Below are 21,066 nucleotides of genomic sequence, written 5' to 3'. Positions count from 1 at the left end.
CATAGGTTCGGTTTCGGGGCTTCCTTCGGTGTAATAGAGCTTGCAGTGACATTGGATGAAGCGGTTACACAATGAAGATTATGGACCTCATTCGCGCCTCGGCGCTGCGGGAAGGGGACTAACGATGGGAATCTTATTCTCGGCTCCACAGTATGAATTTGACATCATTCGAGAGGAATGGCTGAAATCCGTCCAGCAGATCGCCAAAAACGGTGTCTTTGTTGGAGGGCCCGCGGTTTCCGGCTTCGAATCGTCATTCGCATCCTATACCGGGTCGGCGGGCGCGGTCGGAGTAGGCAGCGGAACGGATGCGTTGTTTCTGGCGCTGAAGGCTCTGGGCATCGGACCGGGTGACGAGGTCATTACCGTCTCGAACACTTTTATTGCAACGGTTAATGCCATTAATCATACCGGTGCCAGGCCGGTTCTGGTCGATTGCGACCGCTCCAGCTATTTGATTGACCTCGAACAAGTTAAAGCATGTGTGACATCCCGGACCAAAGCGATAATTCCCGTTCACCTTTACGGACAAATGACGGACTTGCGTGAATTGGCGCCATGGGCTGAGGCACAAGGGATTGCTGTTATTGAAGATTGCGCGCAGGCCGCCGGAGCAAGATTATTCGGCAAAGCGGCGGGGAGCTGGGGCATAATGGGGTGCTTCAGCTTTTACCCGGACAAAAATCTGGGTGCACTGGGCGACGGCGGAGCCATTATTTCGTCTTCCCCGGAAATTCTGACCAAGCTGCGCAAACTTAGAAACCACGGCGGAGAAGCCCGTTATCAGCATGAAATGCCCGGCTTCAACAGCCGGTTGGACCCGATTCAAGCGGCTGCACTGCAAATCAAGCTGCGTTATCTGGAAGAATGGTCGCAAAGGCGGCGGGAAATCGCCGGGTGGTATGACAAGTACTTACAAGATACCGATTCCGTTATTTTGCCGAAAGACAGCAACGCAAGTCATGTTTACCATTTGTATGTTATTAGAATTGACAATGGCAGGCGCGATGAACTGAAGAAACATCTTCAAAAGAAGGGAATTTTGACAGCGGTACAGTACCCTGTGCCGATTCATCTTACACCGGCTTATTCGTCCCTGGCCTATGCGGAAGGCGCCTTCCCTAACAGTGAGAAATTCGCGGGAGAAATTCTCTCCCTTCCGATGCACATCGCACTCTCTGAAGAAGAAACGGCGGCGGTGGCATCTGAAATCAAGTCGTTTTTAAATGTAAATAAGAAGATGTTGGTCTAAGGGGGATCAGGTTCATGCAGGTTACGAAAACAGAAGATGTAATGGAATTTCTGCGCCGGACAATTGCCGGCTTAACCGAAAACCCGCTTCTCGAGCAGCAGCTCAAAGACGATGAGCAGATTCAGGACGCCGGGATGGACTCTATACGAATCATCAACATGGTTGTTCAAATCGAGCTGCAGTACGACGTCGTTTTTGATGATGAGGAGCTCTTGATCGAGAATTTCGCCACCATTAAAGCGATCGCAAGGCAGATTGGACAAAAATTAGGCGTACAGCCGTGAACAAGACCAGACAAGTCCACTGTTTGCTCGACTGCTATGCCTCGATTCTTGAGGAGAAAGAAGTTGATTTCAGACCTCTCTACCTTGGGGCATGGGACGCTTATTTTGAATCAAATGATGAAGGCATTTTCTATCACACGGACGAGGTGGCCGACCCCAAGGATTGGCATAACCGGTTTACGCTGCTTTATGGAGCCCCGATAAGCAATTGGTTTAATTATAATGCCGCTAAAGACCGGAACTTTGCGATATTCACAGACCTTATATTGAGCAAAGAAGCATATGAAACCGTTATTATTATGGTCGATTTGTTTTTTCTTCCATATTCCTATCAATATGGCTCCAAACACTCGCCGCATTTCCTGATTGTGAAGAACAGGCAGGGAACCGAATGGCTGATTAAAGATCCTTACTTCGGGTGGGAGGAAACTATAGCTGACGTGGATATGTACAGCGCATTCGGTTTCATGGAATTCGGAATGGGCCGGGTCATGGATATCCGGGCGATCCGGGATGCCGATAAGCAATTGGTAAGCCATTTGTTTGCGAAAGAGCTGAATCCGTCTCCCGGCAGATTGCTCGTGCAAGTCGAAGGCTATGTCCGGCAGTCCGTAGAGAAGAATGGCGGTTATGCGCCCAGAACGCTGTTTGCTTCGATACAAGATGCAGGCGTAATCGCGAAACGTTACGGCAGTTATGATTACGCCCTTCAGTATTGTAGAGGCAATATTGGTACGGAACTGAACCCGGCGGTATCGGATCTCGTAAAGGGATGGGAAAATCTCATGCTGACAATTGCCCGTTATGGGATTTTGCAAAGAAAAGTCGATCTGCAAGCATTTACAGAAAGGCTGGACCATCTTCACAAATTGGAGCGAGCAGTGAAAGAGGAGCTGAGCCAGGCTTTCACTGTATGGAAGAGCAGACTTTCTCGAAGCGAAACAGGTTCAAGGAACAATGAAGCGGATTATGAAAAGTCGGGAGCTTCTGCAGCAGATCGCGCAGCCAAGTTAACTGCAATTCCGGGTGCGGAAATGAAATGAGGGCGGGCAATGACTCATCAATTAACGGTAACGAAGAGCGGGCACAATATCAACCTGGCATTTATGGAATGCTTCACTTCCTGCGTGCTGACCTATCTTAACATCAACGGAAAAGACTACAGGCGGGTATTATTGGATTATTGGAATTTAAGCTATCAATATAAAACGCTGCTTTCGGGAAAGGATGCCAGGCAGTTGCCTCTCGAGTTTCTGTACGGAATCAAGCTCAAGTTCTTCAAAGGAGATGTGGAATCGCTAAGACGCTGCGTACAGGACGGCAGCAGCGCGATATGTTTAGGCGCGGCATCCAAGCTCCGGTATTTTCCCCGCGAATACCTTGGAATGGAATCTTCCGGCTTTCAGCATTCCATATTGATTTATGGGTGGAATGAAGAGCACCTTGAGTATCTTGTTACCGATCCGATGGTAGATGCGGTCGTTAATATAAGTCCGAAGGAAATCGTGCATGCGTGTGAGGTAAGAGCCGGCCGCCAAGAGCTGCACTATTTTATCCTGGAAGAATCAAACTCCCCCTTCGAGGAGCCCGATCTCGAGTCGTGCCTGGCTTATTGTTCTTACCGCAATCTGTCTTTCTATAAGAACCGGGGGGGTTCGAAGACGGAACCGTTAGCGTCAGTTCCGGATCAAAGCCAGGAGCAGAGAAAGTCAGCTTGGCGGGAGTGGTTCAGCAATCGTCACGGCGGCTATCGGTCGCTGGAAATTTTCGAGGAGGACCTGGTAAAGTCTCAGGAGTGGGCGCCTCCGCGAAGGGCCGACTGGGTCAGCCGCAACACGATGACAATTTCCTCGATAAAACGTATCCGGGCCATGGTGTGGAATGCTTACCGCGAATCGGCTTCCCTTGAGGAATCACAGTACCATGAAGGGCAGCGTCAGATCGATTCCATACTTGCCATGTGGAACGCCGTCAGCTTGCACCTGCTTAAATATAAGAGCGGTCAAATTGTTATTCCTGCCATATCCAAACAGCTCGAGAAGCTAAAACACGCTGAGCTGCAGTTTCTCGAATGGCTCCATTTGGCGGCAGGGAAGGGAGAGTACCATGGACCTGAGCATGGATAAACGGATAAAAGAAATCATTCTGCGCAATACGAGAATACAACCGGCGGAAGACCAAATAGATGCTGAAACGGACCTTGTCAATGACTTGGCCCTTGATTCCATTCTTATAGTCAATCTGTTCGCCGATCTTGAAGAAGAATTCAATATTCAAATCAATGTTCACGAGATCAATACTCCGATTTTAAGCAAGTATCAGCTTTTTAAAGAATACCTGCAGGAACAAACGGCTATATCATATAAATTATAGTCTGCCTGCCGGATAGTGAGGAGGAGGATCAGGTGGTTATTGATTGGCTCTTGGGTAAAATGTCCGGATTTGCTTACCGCCAAGCTATGGTTATCGCCGGCAATTCAGTCAGCTATGGAGACCTGCTGGGATTTTATCGCAGCTGGACCGGTATAATCGGCGATCAGCGAATAAAGCCCGGAGAAGTCATTCTTCTTGAGGGAGATTATTCACCTGAAGTTTGCGGAGCGTTACTGGCGTTCATCGCCAACAATAATGTTATTGTTCCTTTGTCTGCAGCCGTCCGTCATAACCGTGAGGGTCTGATGGAGATTGCACAAGTCGATAAATCGGTACATTTTGAGGGGCGGAATTCTCAGGTCGTCACTAACAGCAGAGCTCCGAAGACGGGACTGCTGAAGGATTTTACGCTGAGCGGCCGGGCGGGAATGATCCTCTTCACGTCCGGTTCCACCGGGGCGCCGAAGGCGATTCTTCATGATTTTGAACCATTCATCGATAGATATAAATACCCGAGGGACACTTTGCGTACGCTCTCGTTCCTTCTTTTCGACCATATCGGAGGGATTAATACCCTGCTCCATACGCTCTCAAACGGCGGTTCGATTATTTGTCCCCCAAACCGGTCGCCTGCGGATATATGCGCTCTAATTGAAAAGCACCAAGTCGAGCTGCTGCCCGCCTCGCCAAGCTTTCTGAATATGCTGCTGATGACGGAAGCTTATAAGTACTACGATATGTCGTCGCTAAAGATCATAACCTATGGCACCGAAGTGATGCCCGATATTACGCTGCGGCTTCTTCACAGCCGATTTCCCGACGTCCAGCTGAGACAAACATACGGATTGTCCGAGCTTGGCATACTTCGCGCGAAGTCTAAGGGGCCCGGCTCTCCCTGGCTGAAGATCGGCGGGGAAGGGGTGGATACCAAAGTTGTCGACGGAGTCCTGCATATCCGTTCCAAGTCGGCGATGCTCGGGTATCTTAACGCTCCGAACCCGTTTGATGATGAAGGGTGGTTCAATACTGAGGACCAAGTAAGCGAGGAAGGGGAGTATATCAGAATATTCGGCCGGCGATCCGAGATCATTAATGTAGGCGGAAGAAAGGTGTACCCTGTCGAAGTCGAACAAGTACTGCTTCAAATGCCGGAGCTTAGGGACGTGACGGTCAAAGGAGAGCCGAATACTATACTGGGCAGCATTGTAACTGCCGTAGTCAATGTGAACAGACCGATGGATTCAAAGGAATTAAAGTCAAGAGTTAAGGACTTTTGCCGGGGAAGGCTGGAGGATTTTCAAATTCCGGTTAAGGTCTATATCGAAGAGGGCGAGCTGTTCTCCGAACGGTATAAGAAATTGCGAAAATAATTTATCCCCGCGCAGACTTTAATACCATTGGGATTGGATGTGTGCAGCTTGAACTATTATTTATGCTCGATTTCTTTCCGCCATGAGCTGGTTTCATTCAGTGAACTTGTCAGCTATGCAGATGAAAGGGGCTTCGCCGGAATCGAATTATGGGGAGTGCATGCGAAGGCTTTGATACGCCGTTATTCACAGGATGTCTCAAGGCTGCTCGATAGTATGGATTCCAGAAGCATTCGAATTTCAATGATCAGCGACTATATTGACATTAGTCGCGGGAACGGCCCGACTCAGGTGCTTACCGGCAAATGGAAGTCCCTTATTGCACTGTCCCATTCGTTTCGTACCGATAAAATTCGAATTTTCGCAGGGAATAAGCCAAGCGCTTCTGCAAGTCCAGGTGACTGGGAACACTGCGTCGGTCGGCTCCGGGAGCTTGCGCAAATATCCTTCGATTATGGTGTTTACCTCGTCATTGAGACCCATCCGGACACTTTCGCAGATACTCTCCAATCTACTTTACGTCTTCTGAAAGATGTGGGACATGCCCATGTGAGGATCAATCTCGATTTTCTGCATTTGTGGGAATCCGGCACCAATCCGCTTGAAGCCTACAATGGTTTAAAGACCTGGACCGTAAATTATCATCTGAAAAATATAGCGGGACGCGAAATGCTTGGCATTTTCGCACCGGGGAACGTATATTCGCCAACCGGCAGCCGGATGGGAATGACGGCACTCTCCGATGGATTAATCGATTATTCGCCGGTTATCGGCCAGCTGGAACGCGATCAATGCCAGCATCCCGTCGCAATTGAGTGGTTTGGCGATCAGCCGCATCTTCATCTGCAGACAGAGCTCTCCTGGCTGAAGGAGAGGAAGTTCCGCAGCGATGTTCACGGTCGTAAATTGTTGGAGGTAAAGGAGAGCTATTTGTGATAAAAACGTATCCAACCGAAGGCATTCTGAGTACCAAGCAAGCTCAATCCATGCTGTCGAAATTGATTTACAGCATCGAGGGAATTTCCGGATGCCGTCTCGATCCGCAGACGCAAGAAATCGTCGTGGAGCTGCTCCCCGTCGCAAAGCTCTTTACAATTGACAAAACGATCGAGGCTTTGATCATGAAGGAGCGGAACAACCGAATTATCGGCAGCCGAACCTATATTGATAACGAATCGGGGTCGGGTGACGGAGACGACGGAGAGATGAAACAAATCAGCGATTTGTTCGCTGACGACGGCTCTGTCAGAAGAGATTTTGCGGTTACGCTGAATCAGCAGATCGATCGCATTCTTGCCGAATTGTCCGTTCGCCATAGTGCCAAGCTGCGCAGCTACCCGTCTATGATTCCGATCCCCGTTCTGCAAAAATGCAGTTATATTTCCGCGTTTCCCCAGAATATTCATTTCGTATCCGAATTTCCGCATTCCCTGCAAGCACTGGAGAAAATCAGGGAAACGGGGGATTATGAAAGCACCGCCCGATTAAGCGCTTATGCACTATCGCCTGCAGTATGCTTTCATTGCTATGCGGAGCTCTCGGAAAGCCGTCTAACCGGTCCGCTCGTTCTAACGGCGCGTGGTACATGCTTCCGTCATGAAGCTTCGTGGAGACTCGGCAAACATCGGCTGAACGAGTTCAGTATGAGGGAAATCGTGCTGTTTGGAGATTCTCAGTTTATCGAAACGAAGCGTAAACAATTTATGGAAGAGGTTTGGATGCTGTTCGAATCGCTTGGCCTCAAAGGCAGAATCGAGACGGCAAGCGATCCGTTCTACTTCTCGGAGGAAAGCGCGAAAGGACAGCTTCAGATCATGGGGAACATGAAATATGAGCTTGTCGTGAATACCGGCGCAACAAGCGGCTCGTTTTCCATTGCGTCCTTCAACAATATGGAAGATTCATTGTGCAGGCCGTTTCATGTGGTTGGCACCGATTATAAACCCATGCATTCGGGCTGCATTGCATTCGGAATTGACCGCTGGGTATATGCTTTGCTCGCCTGTTACGGGAATGATTATAATAATTGGCCCATACGAGTAAAAGAGATTTTGGAGCAGCCTGCCGCGAACAGCTTCATCACCACTATTTAGTTTGTATGCTATAATAGGTTCAAATTATATCGGTGGCCGCCGGAGATTAGCAACTGCGCTAATCTCTTTTTTGCAGAACAGCTGAGAAAGGGGATAGCAGAATGGAACAAATTTTAAAACTGCCGTTTAAACTGGAAATTGACAAGGATCTGGTCCTTCACGGGGACGTCACTATGCTTGATCATGACCGGGAAAAGCCTGTAGTTATGCTGGTTCACGGCTTTAAAGGGTTCAAGGATTGGGGATTCTTTCCTTACCTTTCTGAGCAACTGGCTCTCAGAGGATATGCAGCTATATCGTTTAATTTCTCATGCAGCGGTGTCGGGCAACGGGACTTTGACGAATTGGTCAAGTTCGGGAAGAACACATATTCCCGCGAGCAGGCGGATCTTCACTTTCTGATGTCTCAATTGCGCGCTGGCGAGCTGCCTTTATCAGGCCGGTTCGACCGCGAACGAATAGCTCTGCTTGGCCACAGCAGGGGAGGGGGAAACAGCATTCTGTATGCGTCCGAACATCCGGAATTCAAAGCTGTCGTTACCTGGAACGGTATAGCCGATGCGGATTTGTTTGATGAGACGTTCCGCAAGGAAGTGATTAGTAGTGGAGTAGGCTATGTGACGAATGCCAGAACTAAACAGGAGATGCCGATTGAATCGTCATTCTTCGAGGATTTGGACTTTAATGCGGAGCGGTTCAACATCATTGATGCGATAGCGAAGCTGCCGATTCCCGTACTGACCGTGCAGGGAGACCGAGATTCAGAACGTCTCGTGAAGGGGCATGAAAGGCTTCGGGAGGCTTCTCCCAATCAAGAGCACTTCGTCATCAGCGGGGCAAATCATACTTTCGGAACGGTTCATCCATTCATTGGCCCAACTGATCATTTGAATTCGGCGATAGAACTTACAGTTAACTTCCTGAATAAGCATGTTCTGAAGGGATATTAATTAACGGCTGCAGCCCGGTGAAATCCAGGAGGCAGCCGTTTGTGTTCTTGTCTTAAGCAGATCTATACCAAGGTTTTGATCGATTCCGGCATAAAAGCAGCCAATTCATCGGTTCGGCCTTCTTGAATTTTTCTAGCCCATTCGGGGTCATTGAGAAGGGCCCGTCCTACCGCAACCAAATCGAACTCGCCTTTCTCGAATCTATCGATCAAACCATCGAGATTAACTGTATTTGAACCTCCGCCTCCCTTAAATAGACTCGTAAATTCGGCATCAAGTCCGACGGAGCCTACCGTAATTGTGGGCTTACCCGTGAGCTTCTTGGTCCACCCCGCAAGATTCAGATCGGAGCCTTCAAACTCAGGCTCCCAGAAACGCCTGGTTGAACAGTGAAATACATCAACGCCGGCCTCGGCAAGCGGAGCGAGGAACAGGGACAGCTCTTCAGGCGTTTCAACCAATTTAGCCGTGTAATCGGTCCCCTTCCACTGCGAAAACCGGAAGACGATTGGGAAATCCGGACCCACTGCCTGCCTGCAGGCCTGTATGATTTCCACCGCGAAACGGGTGCGTTCGACGATACCGCCTCCATAACGATCTGTTCGGCGGTTCGTTTTGTCCCAGAAAAATTGGTCGATCAAGTAACCGTGAGCGCCGTGAAGTTCAATCCCGTCAAAGCCGATTCGCTTGGCGTCGGCTGCAGCCCGAGCGTAAGCATCGACAAGATGGGTTATTTCCTGTTCGGTTAAAGGCTCCGAGACCTTATCGCCCAACGGGTCAAGGCCGGAAGGACCGACGGGAAGCGAGCCTGGATTCGGTAAACTGCCGATCTTGCGGGTCGTACCTACATGCCACAGCTGCGGGATAATTTTACCGCCGGCCTCATGAACGGCAGCAGCAACCTGTTCCCAACCGCTCAGCGCGTCCTTGCCGTGGAAATTCGGCCAATTCGGGTTGGCTCCGGCAGCCGGATGATCAATCAGCGTTCCCTCGGTAATGATCAGGCCTACGCCATTCTCCGCCCTGCGGCGGTAATAATCGGCTACATCCTGGCCCGGAACTCCGTTCGGAGAGAAGCCGCGGGTCATAGGCGCCATCACAATGCGGCTCTCCAATTTCATGCTTCCCAATTCAAAAGGTTCAAACAAAGAGAGTACCGCCGATTCATGCTTTGAAGAATTTTCATTTTTCATAGGCTATCTACCTCCTGAAGGTAAGTGAGATGGGTCCATCAGTGTGTTCATAAGTGAAGTATAAGGTTGAACTCTATTCTATCATTCTCGCATATTCTGATAAGTTTTCAAAATGTTAGCCTCCTTCACAGGTGAAGACTGTCGGTATTACATGGCGCAAAATTGACGTATACAGATAAAAAGTGACGGATTATTATAAAGTAAATCGCTTACCTGCCTGAAGCTTGAAAGGGGGCTGGGCACGCTAGTCCATGGTATATGCTGTTTGTCGGCGAAGCGTTAGTCTTTCAACCAATTCGTGAAGAAAGTGTGGTGAAGGTTATGCTTTACTACTGTCTAATGCATGAGTAAACCGTCCCCATCAGTGGCAACTGTTGGGGATTATTTACATATAAGGAGGCGAAAAGAAATGTATTCCTTGCTCATTGTCGATGATGAAAAATGGGTTCGCCAGGGATTGCGCTCCTCTGTGGATTGGCTCTCCGAAGGTATTAAAGTATTGGGTGATGCGGAAGACGGCGAGCAAGCATTAAAGATGATCGAGGAAGAAACGCCCGATATTATCATCACGGACATTCGAATGCCGGGAATGGACGGCATGGATCTGCTCGAGTGGATCCAAACGCGTAATCTTCATACGAAAGTCATCATGATAAGCGGATACAGCGATTTCAGCTATGCGCATAAGGCTCTCAGGTATGGCGCCTGCGATTATGTGTTAAAACCTATCGAGGAGACTCTATTACTTGCCAGCGTGCGCAAATGTGTGGAGAGGCTCGGAAACGAGAACATCAAGCATCGCCAAATCGAGCAGATGTCGCACAGGATCAGGGAAAGCTTGCCGCTTGCTCGCCAGCTTTATCTCGAAAAGCTGTTATCTGGGGATAAGTCTTCCATTGGAACTATAGAGACGATGTGGGAAGCATTGAATATCGACCTTAACCCCGCCCGATTGAAGGTCATTTGCATACAGGTTTACCATTGGGGCTCCGTAATAAAAGAACCGAAGGACCGTTCTATAATCCGTTATGCGCTTAGTAATATTGCTCAGGAATTGAGCCTTCAAGCCGGGAAGTCGCTGGCATGCCCCCTGGACAAATTCGACTGCGTGGATGCGGTCGTCATTTACTCCCCTTCATCCCAAGCGGATATTGAGAATGATATCTTGTTAACCGATTTCCTGAATAAATTGATCGAATCGGCCCGGCTCTACTTGGGAATTGGCATTAATATCGGCATAAGCAGGGAAAGAACAGGAACTATGCTCCCGAAGTCATTTCAAGAAGCGATTTGGTCCGGCGGGTATGCCTTTTATTTCGGTTACGGCAAAGCTTACGATGCCTCCAAGCTGCCGGCAGCATCCGACGACTCCCGCCTGCAGCGGCCATATCAAGGACCGGCAGGCTGGAGCGTCCGGTTCGTACAGGCGATCAAGGCTGCCAAGGAAGACACTCTGCGGGAAGTAGTCGAGGAGCTCATCAGGCATATGGCGGAGAGCAGTGATTCCTATCAGCCTCTTGTTCTGCGTGAAGGATTGATAGCATTGCTGGATGAGGCGGCATTGAGGGTGAAGGAAAGCTATCTGACCGTACCGGACTCCAATGATGCGATGCGCACACGATTATCCATTCCATATTGTTCCCTGGCTCAGCTCCAAGAAGAGCTTATGGCTGTGCTGCTTCCATTCCGGCAGGCATACTGCAGCCTTGGCAACCGCAAGAGAGTAATCGAACTGGCGCTTACCTATATCGAAGCTCATTACTCCGAAGGGATTTCGATGAACACGGTTGCCGAACACCTCTACATTAACCCTTCTTATTTCAGCAAAATCTTCCACGAGGAAATGAATGTAACGTTCAGCAAATATCTGCTGTGGCTTCGGCTGAAAAAAGCAAAGAAGCTGTTGAACGAAACGAATTTGAAAATATACGAAATCGCCGAGCAGGTCGGATACAACGATTTTCGGCATTTTGCCAAAATGTTCAAGGAACAGGAAGGCATGACGCCCGCTCAATACAGGAATTCAGGCATCCAATAACATAGTGGGGGAGATTTAATGGAGATGAAATCCTATTTCAAGCTGTCCTCATTAGGCTTTAAGCTCTTCGCCCTCTATTTTGTCAGTATGTCCATCTCGCTGATTATCATGGGATATTTCTCCTACGAGAAATCCAAGGAAATCATCCGTACCAAAGTCTCGCTGTCAGCACTGCAAACGATCGATCAGGCAAACAGGCACCTTGATCTGCTTTTGGAGGATTACGCCAACCGGTCGAACCTTGTTTTCGGCTATAAGAACATACAGAAAGGAATTCTCGGGGATTTCCAGGACACTTATGAGCAAGGGAGCAATATGAAACAAATCATGAGCTTTATGTCCAATCTCGTCAATGTCAAGAACGACATGCTGAATATTTACATTTTGGGGGAGTATGCGGCTTCTTACCGCTATTCGAATAATGGATTTGCGGAGCTTCCGCCAGCTACCCAAAGCCAGCGTTCACAAGCCTGGTATAAAGAAATTGAGCAGGCGGGCGGACAAATTGTCTGGTATGGCATTCGGCCGTCCTTTATTCAGCAGATGAACGAAACCGGCAATGGGCAGGTGTTCATGCTTGGGAGGGCAATCAAAGACCTGGACGGGAGAAACGATATAATCGGGGTGCTCATTATGGAGTTCGACCCGGTGACAATTCAAAGCTTCTTATCGGACATCGATTTTCAAGTGAATGGCAGCACGCTTCTGGTCGATTCCGGGAATGCCGTCGTCTCGGATTTCAATCAACGTAACCAATTTCGTTCAAGCTTGACGCTTCCGGATCAGGCACACGGAGTACTGCACAACATGCTCGGCGGAAAAGAGATGCTCACGGTGTTCGACCGGTCGCGAGTGAACGATTGGAAGCTCGTGGGCATGGCGCCGGTCAAAGAGCTTGTGAAGGACAGCGGGGAAATCGGATTATACACCCTCTACCTGGTGCTTGGTTTTATGGCGGTATCGATACTGCTTGCTCTGATCGTCGCTAGACAAATGTACAAGCCTGTGAAGATGCTGCTCCAGTCCATGCGCAGAGTAAGGGAAGGAGACTTCGAGGTGCAGATTAGTGAAGGGAGGAAGGATGAATTCGGCATCCTCTTTCTGGGCTTCAATGTCATGGTATCCAGGATCAAGAGCCTTATAGATGAAGTGTATATTCAAAAGTTATTGAAGAAAGAAACGCAATTAAAGATGATGTCCTCCCAAATCAACGCGCATTTTCTTTACAATACGCTGGATTCGATTCACTGGATTTCGCGTATCTACAAGGCGGATGAAATCAGCACCATGATATTCGGTCTGTCGAAATATTTGCGCATCAGTTTAAGCGAAGGCAAAGAGTTTGTGACGGTTAAAGAAGTTTCCGAACTGCTGGAGAGCTATCTGCAAATTCAAAAGGTCCGCTACCAGGATAAGTTCACCGTTCATATGGAAATCGATCCGTCGCTGCATTATGACAGAGTACTCAAATATATTTTTCAGCCGCTGGTTGAGAACGCCATTTACCACGGAATTGAGAAGAAGAAAGAGAAGGGACGGCTGGATATCGTATGGAGGAGAAAAGGCAGCGCTGCCTCCTGCTTCGAGATTACGGATGACGGAATCGGCATTCATCCCGGTAAGCTGGAAGAGATCCGGGAGGTATTGGAAAACGAAGAAATGCTGGGCGAACATAACTTCGCACTCAAGAATATCAACAGTCAAATTAAATTGGCTTACGGCAAAGAATACGGTTTGACGATAGAAAGCGAATACGGACGCAGCACCAAGGTATCGCTTACTATCCCGTTAAAGTGAGTGAAAGAAACAAAAATAAGCCACAAAATACAAAAGGAGCCGCATTTCCGGAAGGTTTGTAAGCGGATACAATGAGGTTGTAACCGAAAGCAAGATTAAGAAGGAGGCTGGAAAATGGTCATCGTTCATAGAAACAAGAAGTCAGGAAAGCGGGTCGGAAGGCTTCTCCCGGTAACTTTTGTGTTATGTCTTGTCATCGCCATGGCGGTTACGGGCTGCTCGAAGAGCGGCACAGCCGGTACAGGCGGCAATGCAGGCTCGGGCACGGGCACGGGCTCGGGATCGGATGCGGACGCGAAGGTGACAACCATTGATTTCTGGTTCCCGTGGGCCGGCGATTATCAGAGGGACTTCAAAAAATATGTTGTCGATGAATTTGAGAAAAAGCATCCGGAGATCAAGGTGAAAATGACGTTTGTCGAGACCTCCGGTTCCACCCAGGCCTCGGACAAACTGCTGACCGCGATTGCGGGCGGTAATCCGCCCGATGTCGCTCTATTCGACCGTTTCCTGATCGGCTCGTGGGCGGACAAGGGTTCCCTGGAAGACTTGACCCCTTACATCGAAGCTTCGGGGATCTCGCCGAATGATTATTACGCGCCGATCTGGAAAGAAGCGGTATATAAGGATAAAGTATACGCGCTTCCCTGGGCTACCGACACCCGTGCTCTCTACTACAACAAAGATTTGATGAAAGCGGCGGGACTAGATCCGGACTCGCCTCCGAAGACGATTCAGGAGCTGGATCAAATGGCCGAGAAGATGTTCAAGAAAGGCAAGAACGGCAAATATGAATCGGTGGGCTTCATTCCGTGGATGAACCAGGGCTTCCTCTACACTCAAGCCTGGAACTGGGGAGGCAAGTGGGAGGACGCGAACGGAAACCTGACGCCTAACGACCCGCAAAATGTGAAGGCGCTGGATTGGATGGCCGGTTACGCGAAGAAGTATGATGTGGCAACCCTGACCAGCTTCTCCGATGCGGTCGGTCAAACCGGTATGAACCCGTTCTGGACAGGTGAGGTTGGCTTCGTAATGGACGGAAACTGGATCCTGAACGACTTGAAGAAGTATGATATCAAGTTTAACTGGGGCGTCACGTATATGCCGCCCGCCGAAGGGTATCAACCGACTACATGGGCCGGCGGATGGTCCTACATTATTCCAAAAGGCTCAAAGAAGGTGGATGCTGCATGGGAGTTCGTTAAATTCGTTGCTGGCAAAGAGGGAACTATGCTGTGGGCAAAACGTCCGACTGCAGGCAACGATATAACGGCGATGCCTTCCGTTAACGACGAACTGAAGCTGCAGGATATTCCGAACCTGAAGATTTTCATCGACGGGGTGAAAACAGGTCATACAAGGCCGGTTACACCGGTAGGCTCCTTCCTCTGGAATGAGACGATGAGGGTGCAGGATTTGGCCATACACGGTAAAGGAACCGGTCAGCAGCTGCTTGATGAAGTCAAGAAGAATGTCGACAACGAGCTGGCCAAGCTGAACAGCAAATAAATAATGCATACTGCTCCTCGCGGAGAAAAGGGCAGTCTCGACTGCCCTTTCTTCAAACTTGATGCGCCGCCTAGACACAAGAACCAAGCGCGTTTATACTCGCGCACTTTCACATACAGCCGAAGGAGGTTTTGAAAGTGGCTGCAATCGAAACGTCCTTAAACGAGGATACGTCAACCGCAATCCAGCTGCGGCGGGGAAAGACCCGGTTTGAGAGGAAAATCAGCCTTTTCGGTATGATTTTTGCCCTTCCATGGATTCTTGGTTTGATCCTCTTCAACGTCTATCCGCTGTTCATGTCGGCTTATTACAGCTTCACGAGTTACAGCATTCTGGAGAAGGGTTCCTGGGTGGGATTGCAAAACTACCAAACGCTCTTCAAAGATGAAGTTTTCTGGATCAGTATTTACAATACTTTATATTTCACCTTTATCTATGTTCCGCTCAGCATCGTGTTCGGCGTTAGTCTTGCACTGCTGCTTAATATGAAAATCCGCGGACAAGGTTTTTACAGGACTTTGTTTTTTATCCCGAGCCTCGTGCCGCCGGTTGCAACGACCATTATTTGGATGTGGCTGCTGAATCCGCAGTATGGACTCGTAAACTATTGGCTCGGTGAACTCGGTATCAGTGGGCCTGCCTGGATCGGAAGCGAAGCGTGGTCCAAGCCGTCGCTTATTCTGATGAGCTTGTGGGGCACCGGACAGGCGGTTGTTATATATTTGGCGGGGCTTCAGGATATTCCCCAGGACTACTATGACGCTTCCCATGTGGACGGCGCAAATACATGGCAGCGAGTGCGGCATATTACGCTCCCCCTCTTAACACCGGTTATTTTCTTCAATTTGATAATGGGGACGATAGGAGCGCTGCAGAACTTCGTACTGCCCTTCACGCTCACGAACGGTCAGGGTACGCCGGCTAACTCGATGATGTTTTATGTGATGTACCTGTATACAAACGGGTTCAGTTACTTGAAGATGGGCTATGCTTCCGCAATGGCTTGGATTCTCTTCCTGCTTGTGGTCGTTCTAACCGCCGTAATCTTCCTTTCGCAGAAACGCTGGGTTCATTATCAAGGAAAGGAATAGGAGGATAATAACATGGATGGAAGCCAATCAGCGGGCAGAATGCAAAAAATGTCCGCGCACTTTTTTCTGATTATCGTCGGTGCCTTTTTCCTATCTCCTTTCTTATGGATGCTGTCCACTTCGCTTAAAGCGAACAATGAGTTGTTCGTATGGCCGCCCAAATGGATACCGGACGTCATGCATTGGAGCAATTATCCGGACGCAATCAATTATATTCCTTTCTTTATGTATCTCTACAACACTCTGGCAATTGCCGGACTCGCAACGCTTGGGGTACTGTTCTCCTGCCCTCTTGTCGCATACAGTCTCGCAAGGGTTCCATGGAAGGGGGCAAAGCCGCTGTTCGCGGTGACTCTTATGGTTATGATGATGCCCTACCAAGTGACCATGATTCCCATCTTCATCGCCTTCAAAAATTTCGGCTGGGTCGGCACGAATATTCCGCTCTGGCTTCCTGCTTTTTTCGGAGCGCCGTTCTTTATTTTTCTGCTGCGCCAATTTTTCATGGGCTTGCCGAAGGAGCTTGAAGACGCAGCGCGGATCGACGGTGCTGCCGAGCTGAGAATTTATTGGCAGATCATGCTTCCATTATGCAAGCCGGCATTGCTGACAATAGCGTTGTTCCAATTTATGGGCAGCTGGACGGACTATCAAGGACCGCTCATTTATTTGTCGGAGGAGTCTCAGTATACGTTGATGCTCGGCATGCAGGCGTTCAAATCCCAGCATGGAGCAGAGTGGCAGATGATGATGGCCACCCTTGTTATGATTACGCTGCCGATTATTATCATATATTTCTTAGTGCAGAAAGCTTTTATACGGGGAATCACATTCTCCGGAATCAAATAATAGGAGGCGGATGCTTGATGAGTAAAATTCGCATCGGAATGGTCGGTACAGGAGGCATCGCCCGGCTGCATGCCCGTCAGCTGCTGGAATTGCCCGAAGTGGACCTTACAGCATACGCCGATACAAGCGAAGAGAACAGACAATTGTTCGCTGAAAAATTCAGCCTGAGGGATGCAGTCCCGTTCTCGAATTACAGCGAGATGCTGGATCAGTCCGAGTTGGACGCGGTAGTCATCTGCTCCCCGCATTCCCTGCATTTCCAGCAAGCGGTGGATGTGTTGGGCAAAGGGCTTCATGTCCTCATCGAAAAACCGATGACCTGCTCTTCCGCCGAGGCCGAGGCGCTTATTCAAATTGCGAATAACGCCGGCAAGGTCATGCAGGTATCGTACCAGCGACATTTTCAACCGGAATTTCTATATATCCGGGATGTGATTGCCAGAGGAGAAATCGGCCAACTTACCTCCATTACGGCTTCCTTGTATCAAGAGTGGAGACAGGGGACGCCGGGTTCATGGCGGCAGGACCCGACATTGTCAGGGGGCGGCTTCCTGATGGATTCAGGAAGTCATATCATCGATGTGCTCTTGTGGACGACGGGCCTTACCCCGCTTGAGGTCAAGCCGCAGCTGCATATGCACGGAGCACCCGTTGAGATCGACACCTTCACTTCGATCCGGTTTGCCGAGGGAGCAGTCGCCGGTTTGAATCTGATCGGCTTCGCTCCTTGCTGGCATGAAACCTATATTTTCTGCGGCGAGAACGGCGGAATCTTCTATGAGAACGGACAGATAACGCTGCGCAGACTGCGTCAAGAACCTGTCACACCGGTACTTCCCAAGCAAACGACCAATCAGGATAAAAGCTTTATCGATGCGATTCTCGGACGGCACGAGGTGCTCGTTCCCGGTGAGTTTGCGCTCAAAGTCGTCAAGCTGTCGGAAATGATTTACCGGGCGGCCGATTATGCACCCGGTTCCATTGTCCTGTTGGAAGGTGAGCAAACGGCATGAAGATTGGGAAGCGGATACCGCCGAAAATGGGCGGGGAAGGAATCCATCAAGGTCGCGGTTCGACTGGACCGTACTGGCTATCAAGGGGCGATCAGCATTGAGCTTGAGGATCATCAGTTCTTGGAAACATTGGAAGCGTAAAGGCGGGGAATCTCGAAAGCGTAGCAGCATTTGACGAAGTACTTTCAATAACAATGGTTGTATAAATATGGTACATTAGCATCATATTAACTTCATCAACTTAAGAGGAGGAGCGGTATGCCTGACCTTCATGATGAAGTGGATTCAGATGTGAATGAAGACCCGAAACGCGAGATAATGCTGGACCGTTCGTTGGATGATTTCATGAACATGACCAGGGAGCAGGTACGAAGAAAGCATGACATAACGAATGTGCCGCTGGATTCGGTGTTCGAGGCCGCCGAGATGGATGAGGAATGAAAAGTGAATGATGAAGTACAAATAAGCCTTTGTCTCTTTTGAAAGAAAGAGATACAAAGGCTTATTCTCTGCTTGAGTAATGTGCTACTTGTCCAGATCAGGGTAAATACGATCGGCATGCTCGTACCGCAAAGCCTCGGAAGCTACCGTAGGTTCATCGTGAGGCTTCGAATGAGCTTTTTTCTCCGATCTTAGTGGAAGTCGATTCTCATTGATTTCTTCCGCAGAAGGAGACGGTAAATCGTTTAAATTGTCGTTACCGGATGTCACAGGTTTCACACACTTCCTTCCCACAATTACACAATTATAATGTGTCCGCTTCGGGGGGGACTTATGCCGCCGCACTTCAGTTTACTTGAACACATTGGTATTTTACTGTATAGTTGGTTTAGATATTGATCGATTATTGTTTTTGGAGGAGCCTGTCACCAAGGGTTCACTATGCTTATTTTTATGCATAGCGGGTTATTGGTACGACAGGCTTCTTTTTGTAGTTTTTGCCGGTTATAAAGACAATCAGAATGAGAAAAGGTGGAGAAGTATGCTTGTATTCCAATTAGCCATCATATTAATTGCTTCAAAAATTGCCGGAGATATCAGTGTCAGACTGGGTCAACCTTCCGTTCTGGGCAAGCTGCTCATTGGTATTGTACTGGGACCTTCGATTCTAGGTATTATAAGCAACACGGAAATTCTTCAAGAATTAAGTCAAATCGGTGTAATCCTATTAATGTTTATTGCTGGCTTAGAGACAGATACAAAGGAATTTAAGCGAACAGGGAAGGCTTCAACCTATGTAGGAATCGCAGGGATTATCGCCCCCTTCGGTCTGGGATATTTAGCCGGAGCAATGATAGGTCTGCCTCCAATCGAGTCCGTATTCCTCGGGCTGCTGCTTTCAGCTACAAGTGTCAGCATCTCGGTTCAAGCCCTGAAAGAGATGGGCAAGCTAAAATCAAAAGAGGGCACCACTATATTAGGAGCTGCCGTCATCGATGATATTCTTGTCATAATCGCACTGGCATTTGTCATGAGTTTTGCAGGCGGAGATGTGAATTTGGGAATTGTCGTGCTGAAGAAATTCTTATTCTTTGCTGCAGCAGGTCTTCTTGCCTGGAAGGCGGTTCCTTGGCTGTTGAAAAAATTCGCGCCGCTGCGCATCACAGAGTCGGTCATTTCAGCAGCCCTTATTATTTGTTTCATTTATGCCTATTTAGCCGAATATGCAGGTGTTGCAGCCATTATTGGGGCTTATATCGCCGGAGTCGCAATTAGTCTTACTGCATATAAACATGAGGTTTTTGAAAAGGTGGAAACGATAAGCTATTCGATCTTCGTTCCCGTGTTCTTTACATCGATCGGTGTAAGTGCTGAATTTACGGGCATCTCTGAAAACCTGCTGTTAATTACCTGGTTAACGATATTAGCCGTTCTTTCAAAACTCATTGGCTCTGCTCTGGGAGCAAGGTTGGCCGGGTTTAAATGGATGAGCTCATTCGGAATAGGAGCAGCTATGGTATCTCGCGGTGAAGTGGCTCTAATTATTGCGGCAATCGGGCTGGAAGCAAGTCTCCTTAGTAAAGAAATGTTCGCGGTTATTGTTGTGGTCGTATTGATTACTACGATTGTCACTCCACCCATGATGAAAATATTTTTTAATAGATCGGTTTAATGGAAATCTAGTAAAGCACCCTCCAAAGATAAAAGGTGGCATAAGATTCCCAATTTATCCACTTTGCAGAGAGGTGCAATATCTCTTCTTTCGTCGGTTTGCTTTCGCTGCCTGAAAGATGCTTGATTGCGTTATGCAGACCGACATCGTCGATAGGGAAGGCCGAAGGGATTCTCAGACAGCGCATTAGAACATAGTTTGCCGTCCACGGCCCGATTCCGCGGATTTTCACGAGCATCTTTTCCGCTTTTTTATAATCCCGTTCAGCAAGCAGGAGCTCCTTGGTCAGCTTACCTTGGGCGATGAGCCTGGCGGTATCGATGAGATACTCGCATTTCTTAACCGTCATGCGCAGGCCGCTCAGGTCTTCAACCGTCAATGCTGCGATATCCCCGGGGGCGGGGAAGATCCAGTAAAGTTCCCCATCGCATTCGACGCGGCGGCCAAAGCTTTCCACGAGCCGTCTTTTCAATGTAAAGGCATAGGTAAGGTTTATTTGCTGTCCGATGATTCCCCAGCAGATCGCCTCGAATAAATCGGGGATGCCGATATTACGCAGTCCATTGAACCGGCTCACCACTCTGCCAAGCAGCTCGTCGGTACCAGCAAGATTGTAAAATGGCAGTAAGTCCGTATCCAAATCAAACCAATCCCTTACATAACGGGCCACTGCCGCTCGAACCCATTTGCGTGAAGGGGCCGTCTCTCCCAAAAAACGTATCACGATCCCGCTGCCGTCATCGCCGCTGACTTCCACTACGGGCGTTTCATCTTCGATCGATAAGGCTTTGCAGACCCGCCCGCCCTTAATATGGAACAGGCATTCGTTCTGGGCGTCGGCCAAGTACCGCAGGTTTTCGGCAAAGCTGAATTCTCTTGGAACCAATAATCTCAGCTGCAGCTTATGATCCTCCCAGGAGCCGTGAGGGAGGGCGGAACAGCAGTTTTTGCATGGCCGGTAGCCTGCTGATTCCGCTTCCGCCCGCGACTCAAACCGGATTACATTCTCAGGCTTAGGTTGTCCCGAACACCAAGGGAAACAATAAATCTTCATCGTCGTAACACCTGTAAAATAAGGAGCATCCCACTCTGGACAGCCTTTTTTATTCACCATATAAATCCTCCATTCATCCCCACA

Annotated in this window: 21 protein-coding genes; 18 read left to right on the top strand and 3 right to left on the bottom strand. The window is 48.9% G+C overall.

What is annotated here, in order from left to right:
• Positions 1-55: 55 nt before the first annotated feature.
• From KZ483_RS15800 to KZ483_RS15760, 9 genes are all read left to right on the top strand, one after another.
• The gene (locus KZ483_RS15800) at positions 56-1,252 is read left to right on the top strand and encodes a DegT/DnrJ/EryC1/StrS family aminotransferase (protein ID WP_220348389.1); all 1,197 of its coding nucleotides are present in this window, start codon (positions 56-58) and stop codon (positions 1,250-1,252) included.
• A gap of 14 nt (positions 1,253-1,266) precedes the next feature.
• Positions 1,267-1,536, top strand: a complete 270-nt coding sequence (locus KZ483_RS15795; protein WP_220348388.1) for an acyl carrier protein — start codon at positions 1,267-1,269, stop codon at positions 1,534-1,536.
• Complete coding sequence (locus tag KZ483_RS15790; RefSeq protein WP_220348387.1) at positions 1,533-2,579, top strand: DUF6005 family protein; 1,047 nt, start codon at positions 1,533-1,535, stop codon at positions 2,577-2,579. The genes KZ483_RS15795 and KZ483_RS15790 overlap by 4 nt, the downstream gene beginning before the upstream one ends.
• 9 nt (positions 2,580-2,588) lie before the next feature.
• Positions 2,589-3,662, top strand: coding sequence for a hypothetical protein (locus tag KZ483_RS15785; protein WP_220348386.1), 1,074 nt, complete (start codon positions 2,589-2,591; stop codon positions 3,660-3,662).
• Positions 3,643-3,909, top strand: a complete 267-nt coding sequence (locus KZ483_RS15780; RefSeq protein ID WP_220348385.1) for an acyl carrier protein — start codon at positions 3,643-3,645, stop codon at positions 3,907-3,909. The genes KZ483_RS15785 and KZ483_RS15780 overlap by 20 nt, the downstream gene beginning before the upstream one ends.
• A 32-nt stretch (positions 3,910-3,941) precedes the next feature.
• Complete coding sequence (locus KZ483_RS15775; RefSeq protein ID WP_220348384.1) at positions 3,942-5,279, top strand: ANL family adenylate-forming protein; 1,338 nt, start codon at positions 3,942-3,944, stop codon at positions 5,277-5,279.
• Positions 5,280-5,327: 48 nt separating this feature from the next.
• Positions 5,328-6,215, top strand: coding sequence for a sugar phosphate isomerase/epimerase family protein (locus tag KZ483_RS15770; protein ID WP_220348383.1), 888 nt, complete (start codon positions 5,328-5,330; stop codon positions 6,213-6,215).
• Positions 6,212-7,372, top strand: a complete 1,161-nt coding sequence (locus KZ483_RS15765) for an aminoacyl--tRNA ligase-related protein (protein WP_220348382.1) — start codon at positions 6,212-6,214, stop codon at positions 7,370-7,372. The genes KZ483_RS15770 and KZ483_RS15765 overlap by 4 nt, the downstream gene beginning before the upstream one ends.
• A gap of 101 nt (positions 7,373-7,473) precedes the next feature.
• Complete coding sequence (locus KZ483_RS15760) at positions 7,474-8,322, top strand: alpha/beta hydrolase family protein (RefSeq protein ID WP_220348381.1); 849 nt, start codon at positions 7,474-7,476, stop codon at positions 8,320-8,322.
• A gap of 62 nt (positions 8,323-8,384) precedes the next feature.
• Here the strand turns inward: KZ483_RS15760 and KZ483_RS15755 are convergent, their stop codons facing one another.
• On the bottom strand, positions 8,385-9,515 hold the full coding sequence (locus KZ483_RS15755) for an NADH:flavin oxidoreductase (protein ID WP_220348380.1): 1,131 nt from the start codon (positions 9,513-9,515) through the stop codon (positions 8,385-8,387).
• A gap of 409 nt (positions 9,516-9,924) precedes the next feature.
• Between KZ483_RS15755 and KZ483_RS15750 the strand changes: the two genes are divergently transcribed.
• The 8 genes from KZ483_RS15750 (at position 9,925) to KZ483_RS15715 (ending at position 18,256) form a co-directional block, all read left to right on the top strand.
• Positions 9,925-11,553: a response regulator transcription factor gene (locus KZ483_RS15750; protein WP_220348379.1), complete on the top strand. Its 1,629-nt coding sequence runs from the start codon at positions 9,925-9,927 to the stop codon at positions 11,551-11,553.
• Positions 11,554-11,571: 18 nt separating this feature from the next.
• On the top strand, positions 11,572-13,350 hold the full coding sequence (locus KZ483_RS15745; protein ID WP_220348378.1) for a cache domain-containing sensor histidine kinase: 1,779 nt from the start codon (positions 11,572-11,574) through the stop codon (positions 13,348-13,350).
• Positions 13,351-13,464: 114 nt separating this feature from the next.
• On the top strand, positions 13,465-14,862 hold the full coding sequence (locus KZ483_RS15740) for an ABC transporter substrate-binding protein (protein WP_220348377.1): 1,398 nt from the start codon (positions 13,465-13,467) through the stop codon (positions 14,860-14,862).
• A gap of 137 nt (positions 14,863-14,999) precedes the next feature.
• Complete coding sequence (locus KZ483_RS15735; protein WP_258881275.1) at positions 15,000-15,953, top strand: carbohydrate ABC transporter permease; 954 nt, start codon at positions 15,000-15,002, stop codon at positions 15,951-15,953.
• A 12-nt stretch (positions 15,954-15,965) separates the two neighbouring features.
• Positions 15,966-16,802, top strand: coding sequence for a carbohydrate ABC transporter permease (locus tag KZ483_RS15730; protein WP_220348376.1), 837 nt, complete (start codon positions 15,966-15,968; stop codon positions 16,800-16,802).
• Positions 16,803-16,819: 17 nt separating this feature from the next.
• The gene (locus tag KZ483_RS15725; protein ID WP_220348375.1) at positions 16,820-17,815 is read left to right on the top strand and encodes a Gfo/Idh/MocA family protein; all 996 of its coding nucleotides are present in this window, start codon (positions 16,820-16,822) and stop codon (positions 17,813-17,815) included.
• Positions 17,816-17,818: 3 nt separating this feature from the next.
• The gene (locus tag KZ483_RS15720) at positions 17,819-17,956 is read left to right on the top strand and encodes a hypothetical protein (RefSeq protein ID WP_220348374.1); all 138 of its coding nucleotides are present in this window, start codon (positions 17,819-17,821) and stop codon (positions 17,954-17,956) included.
• A gap of 117 nt (positions 17,957-18,073) precedes the next feature.
• Positions 18,074-18,256, top strand: a complete 183-nt coding sequence (locus KZ483_RS15715; RefSeq protein ID WP_220348373.1) for a hypothetical protein — start codon at positions 18,074-18,076, stop codon at positions 18,254-18,256.
• 84 nt (positions 18,257-18,340) lie between these two features.
• Here KZ483_RS15715 and KZ483_RS15710 read toward each other — a convergent pair whose 3' ends face one another.
• Positions 18,341-18,535, bottom strand: a complete 195-nt coding sequence (locus KZ483_RS15710) for a hypothetical protein (protein ID WP_220348372.1) — start codon at positions 18,533-18,535, stop codon at positions 18,341-18,343.
• Positions 18,536-18,797: 262 nt separating this feature from the next.
• Between KZ483_RS15710 and KZ483_RS15705 the strand changes: the two genes are divergently transcribed.
• A complete protein-coding gene (locus KZ483_RS15705; RefSeq protein WP_220353473.1) occupies positions 18,798-19,928 on the top strand; it encodes a cation:proton antiporter in 1,131 nt (376 codons plus the stop codon).
• 7 nt (positions 19,929-19,935) lie between these two features.
• On the opposite strand, the gene KZ483_RS15700 is transcribed toward KZ483_RS15705, so the two are convergent.
• Complete coding sequence (locus tag KZ483_RS15700) at positions 19,936-21,042, bottom strand: Ada metal-binding domain-containing protein (RefSeq protein ID WP_220348371.1); 1,107 nt, start codon at positions 21,040-21,042, stop codon at positions 19,936-19,938.
• Between the last annotated feature and the right edge of the window lie 24 nt (positions 21,043-21,066).

It is taken from the genome of Paenibacillus sp. sptzw28 (assembly GCF_019550795.1).
Classification (GTDB): domain Bacteria; phylum Bacillota; class Bacilli; order Paenibacillales; family Paenibacillaceae; genus Paenibacillus_Z.
The sequence above is the reverse complement of the archived record's forward strand: the minus strand, read 5'-3'. Positions and strand labels throughout refer to the sequence as shown.

Excerpts from the sequence above, each read along its gene's own strand:
- KZ483_RS15795 (WP_220348388.1), top strand. The coding sequence starts at position 1,267 with ATGCAGGTTACGAAAACAGAAGATGTAATGGAATTTCTGCGCCGGACA.
- KZ483_RS15740 (WP_220348377.1), top strand. The coding sequence starts at position 13,465 with ATGGTCATCGTTCATAGAAACAAGAAGTCAGGAAAGCGGGTCGGAAGG.
- KZ483_RS15715 (WP_220348373.1), top strand. The coding sequence starts at position 18,074 with ATGCCTGACCTTCATGATGAAGTGGATTCAGATGTGAATGAAGACCCG.
- KZ483_RS15760 (WP_220348381.1), top strand. The coding sequence starts at position 7,474 with ATGGAACAAATTTTAAAACTGCCGTTTAAACTGGAAATTGACAAGGAT.
- KZ483_RS15755 (WP_220348380.1), bottom strand. The coding sequence starts at position 9,515 with ATGAAAAATGAAAATTCTTCAAAGCATGAATCGGCGGTACTCTCTTTG.
- KZ483_RS15800 (WP_220348389.1), top strand. The coding sequence starts at position 56 with ATGAAGCGGTTACACAATGAAGATTATGGACCTCATTCGCGCCTCGGC.
- KZ483_RS15705 (WP_220353473.1), top strand. The coding sequence starts at position 18,798 with ATGCTTGTATTCCAATTAGCCATCATATTAATTGCTTCAAAAATTGCC.
- KZ483_RS15785 (WP_220348386.1), top strand. The coding sequence starts at position 2,589 with ATGACTCATCAATTAACGGTAACGAAGAGCGGGCACAATATCAACCTG.
- KZ483_RS15745 (WP_220348378.1), top strand. The coding sequence starts at position 11,572 with ATGGAGATGAAATCCTATTTCAAGCTGTCCTCATTAGGCTTTAAGCTC.
- KZ483_RS15700 (WP_220348371.1), bottom strand. The coding sequence starts at position 21,042 with ATGGTGAATAAAAAAGGCTGTCCAGAGTGGGATGCTCCTTATTTTACA.
- KZ483_RS15780 (WP_220348385.1), top strand. The coding sequence starts at position 3,643 with ATGGACCTGAGCATGGATAAACGGATAAAAGAAATCATTCTGCGCAAT.
- KZ483_RS15730 (WP_220348376.1), top strand. The coding sequence starts at position 15,966 with ATGGATGGAAGCCAATCAGCGGGCAGAATGCAAAAAATGTCCGCGCAC.
- KZ483_RS15750 (WP_220348379.1), top strand. The coding sequence starts at position 9,925 with ATGTATTCCTTGCTCATTGTCGATGATGAAAAATGGGTTCGCCAGGGA.
- KZ483_RS15725 (WP_220348375.1), top strand. The coding sequence starts at position 16,820 with ATGAGTAAAATTCGCATCGGAATGGTCGGTACAGGAGGCATCGCCCGG.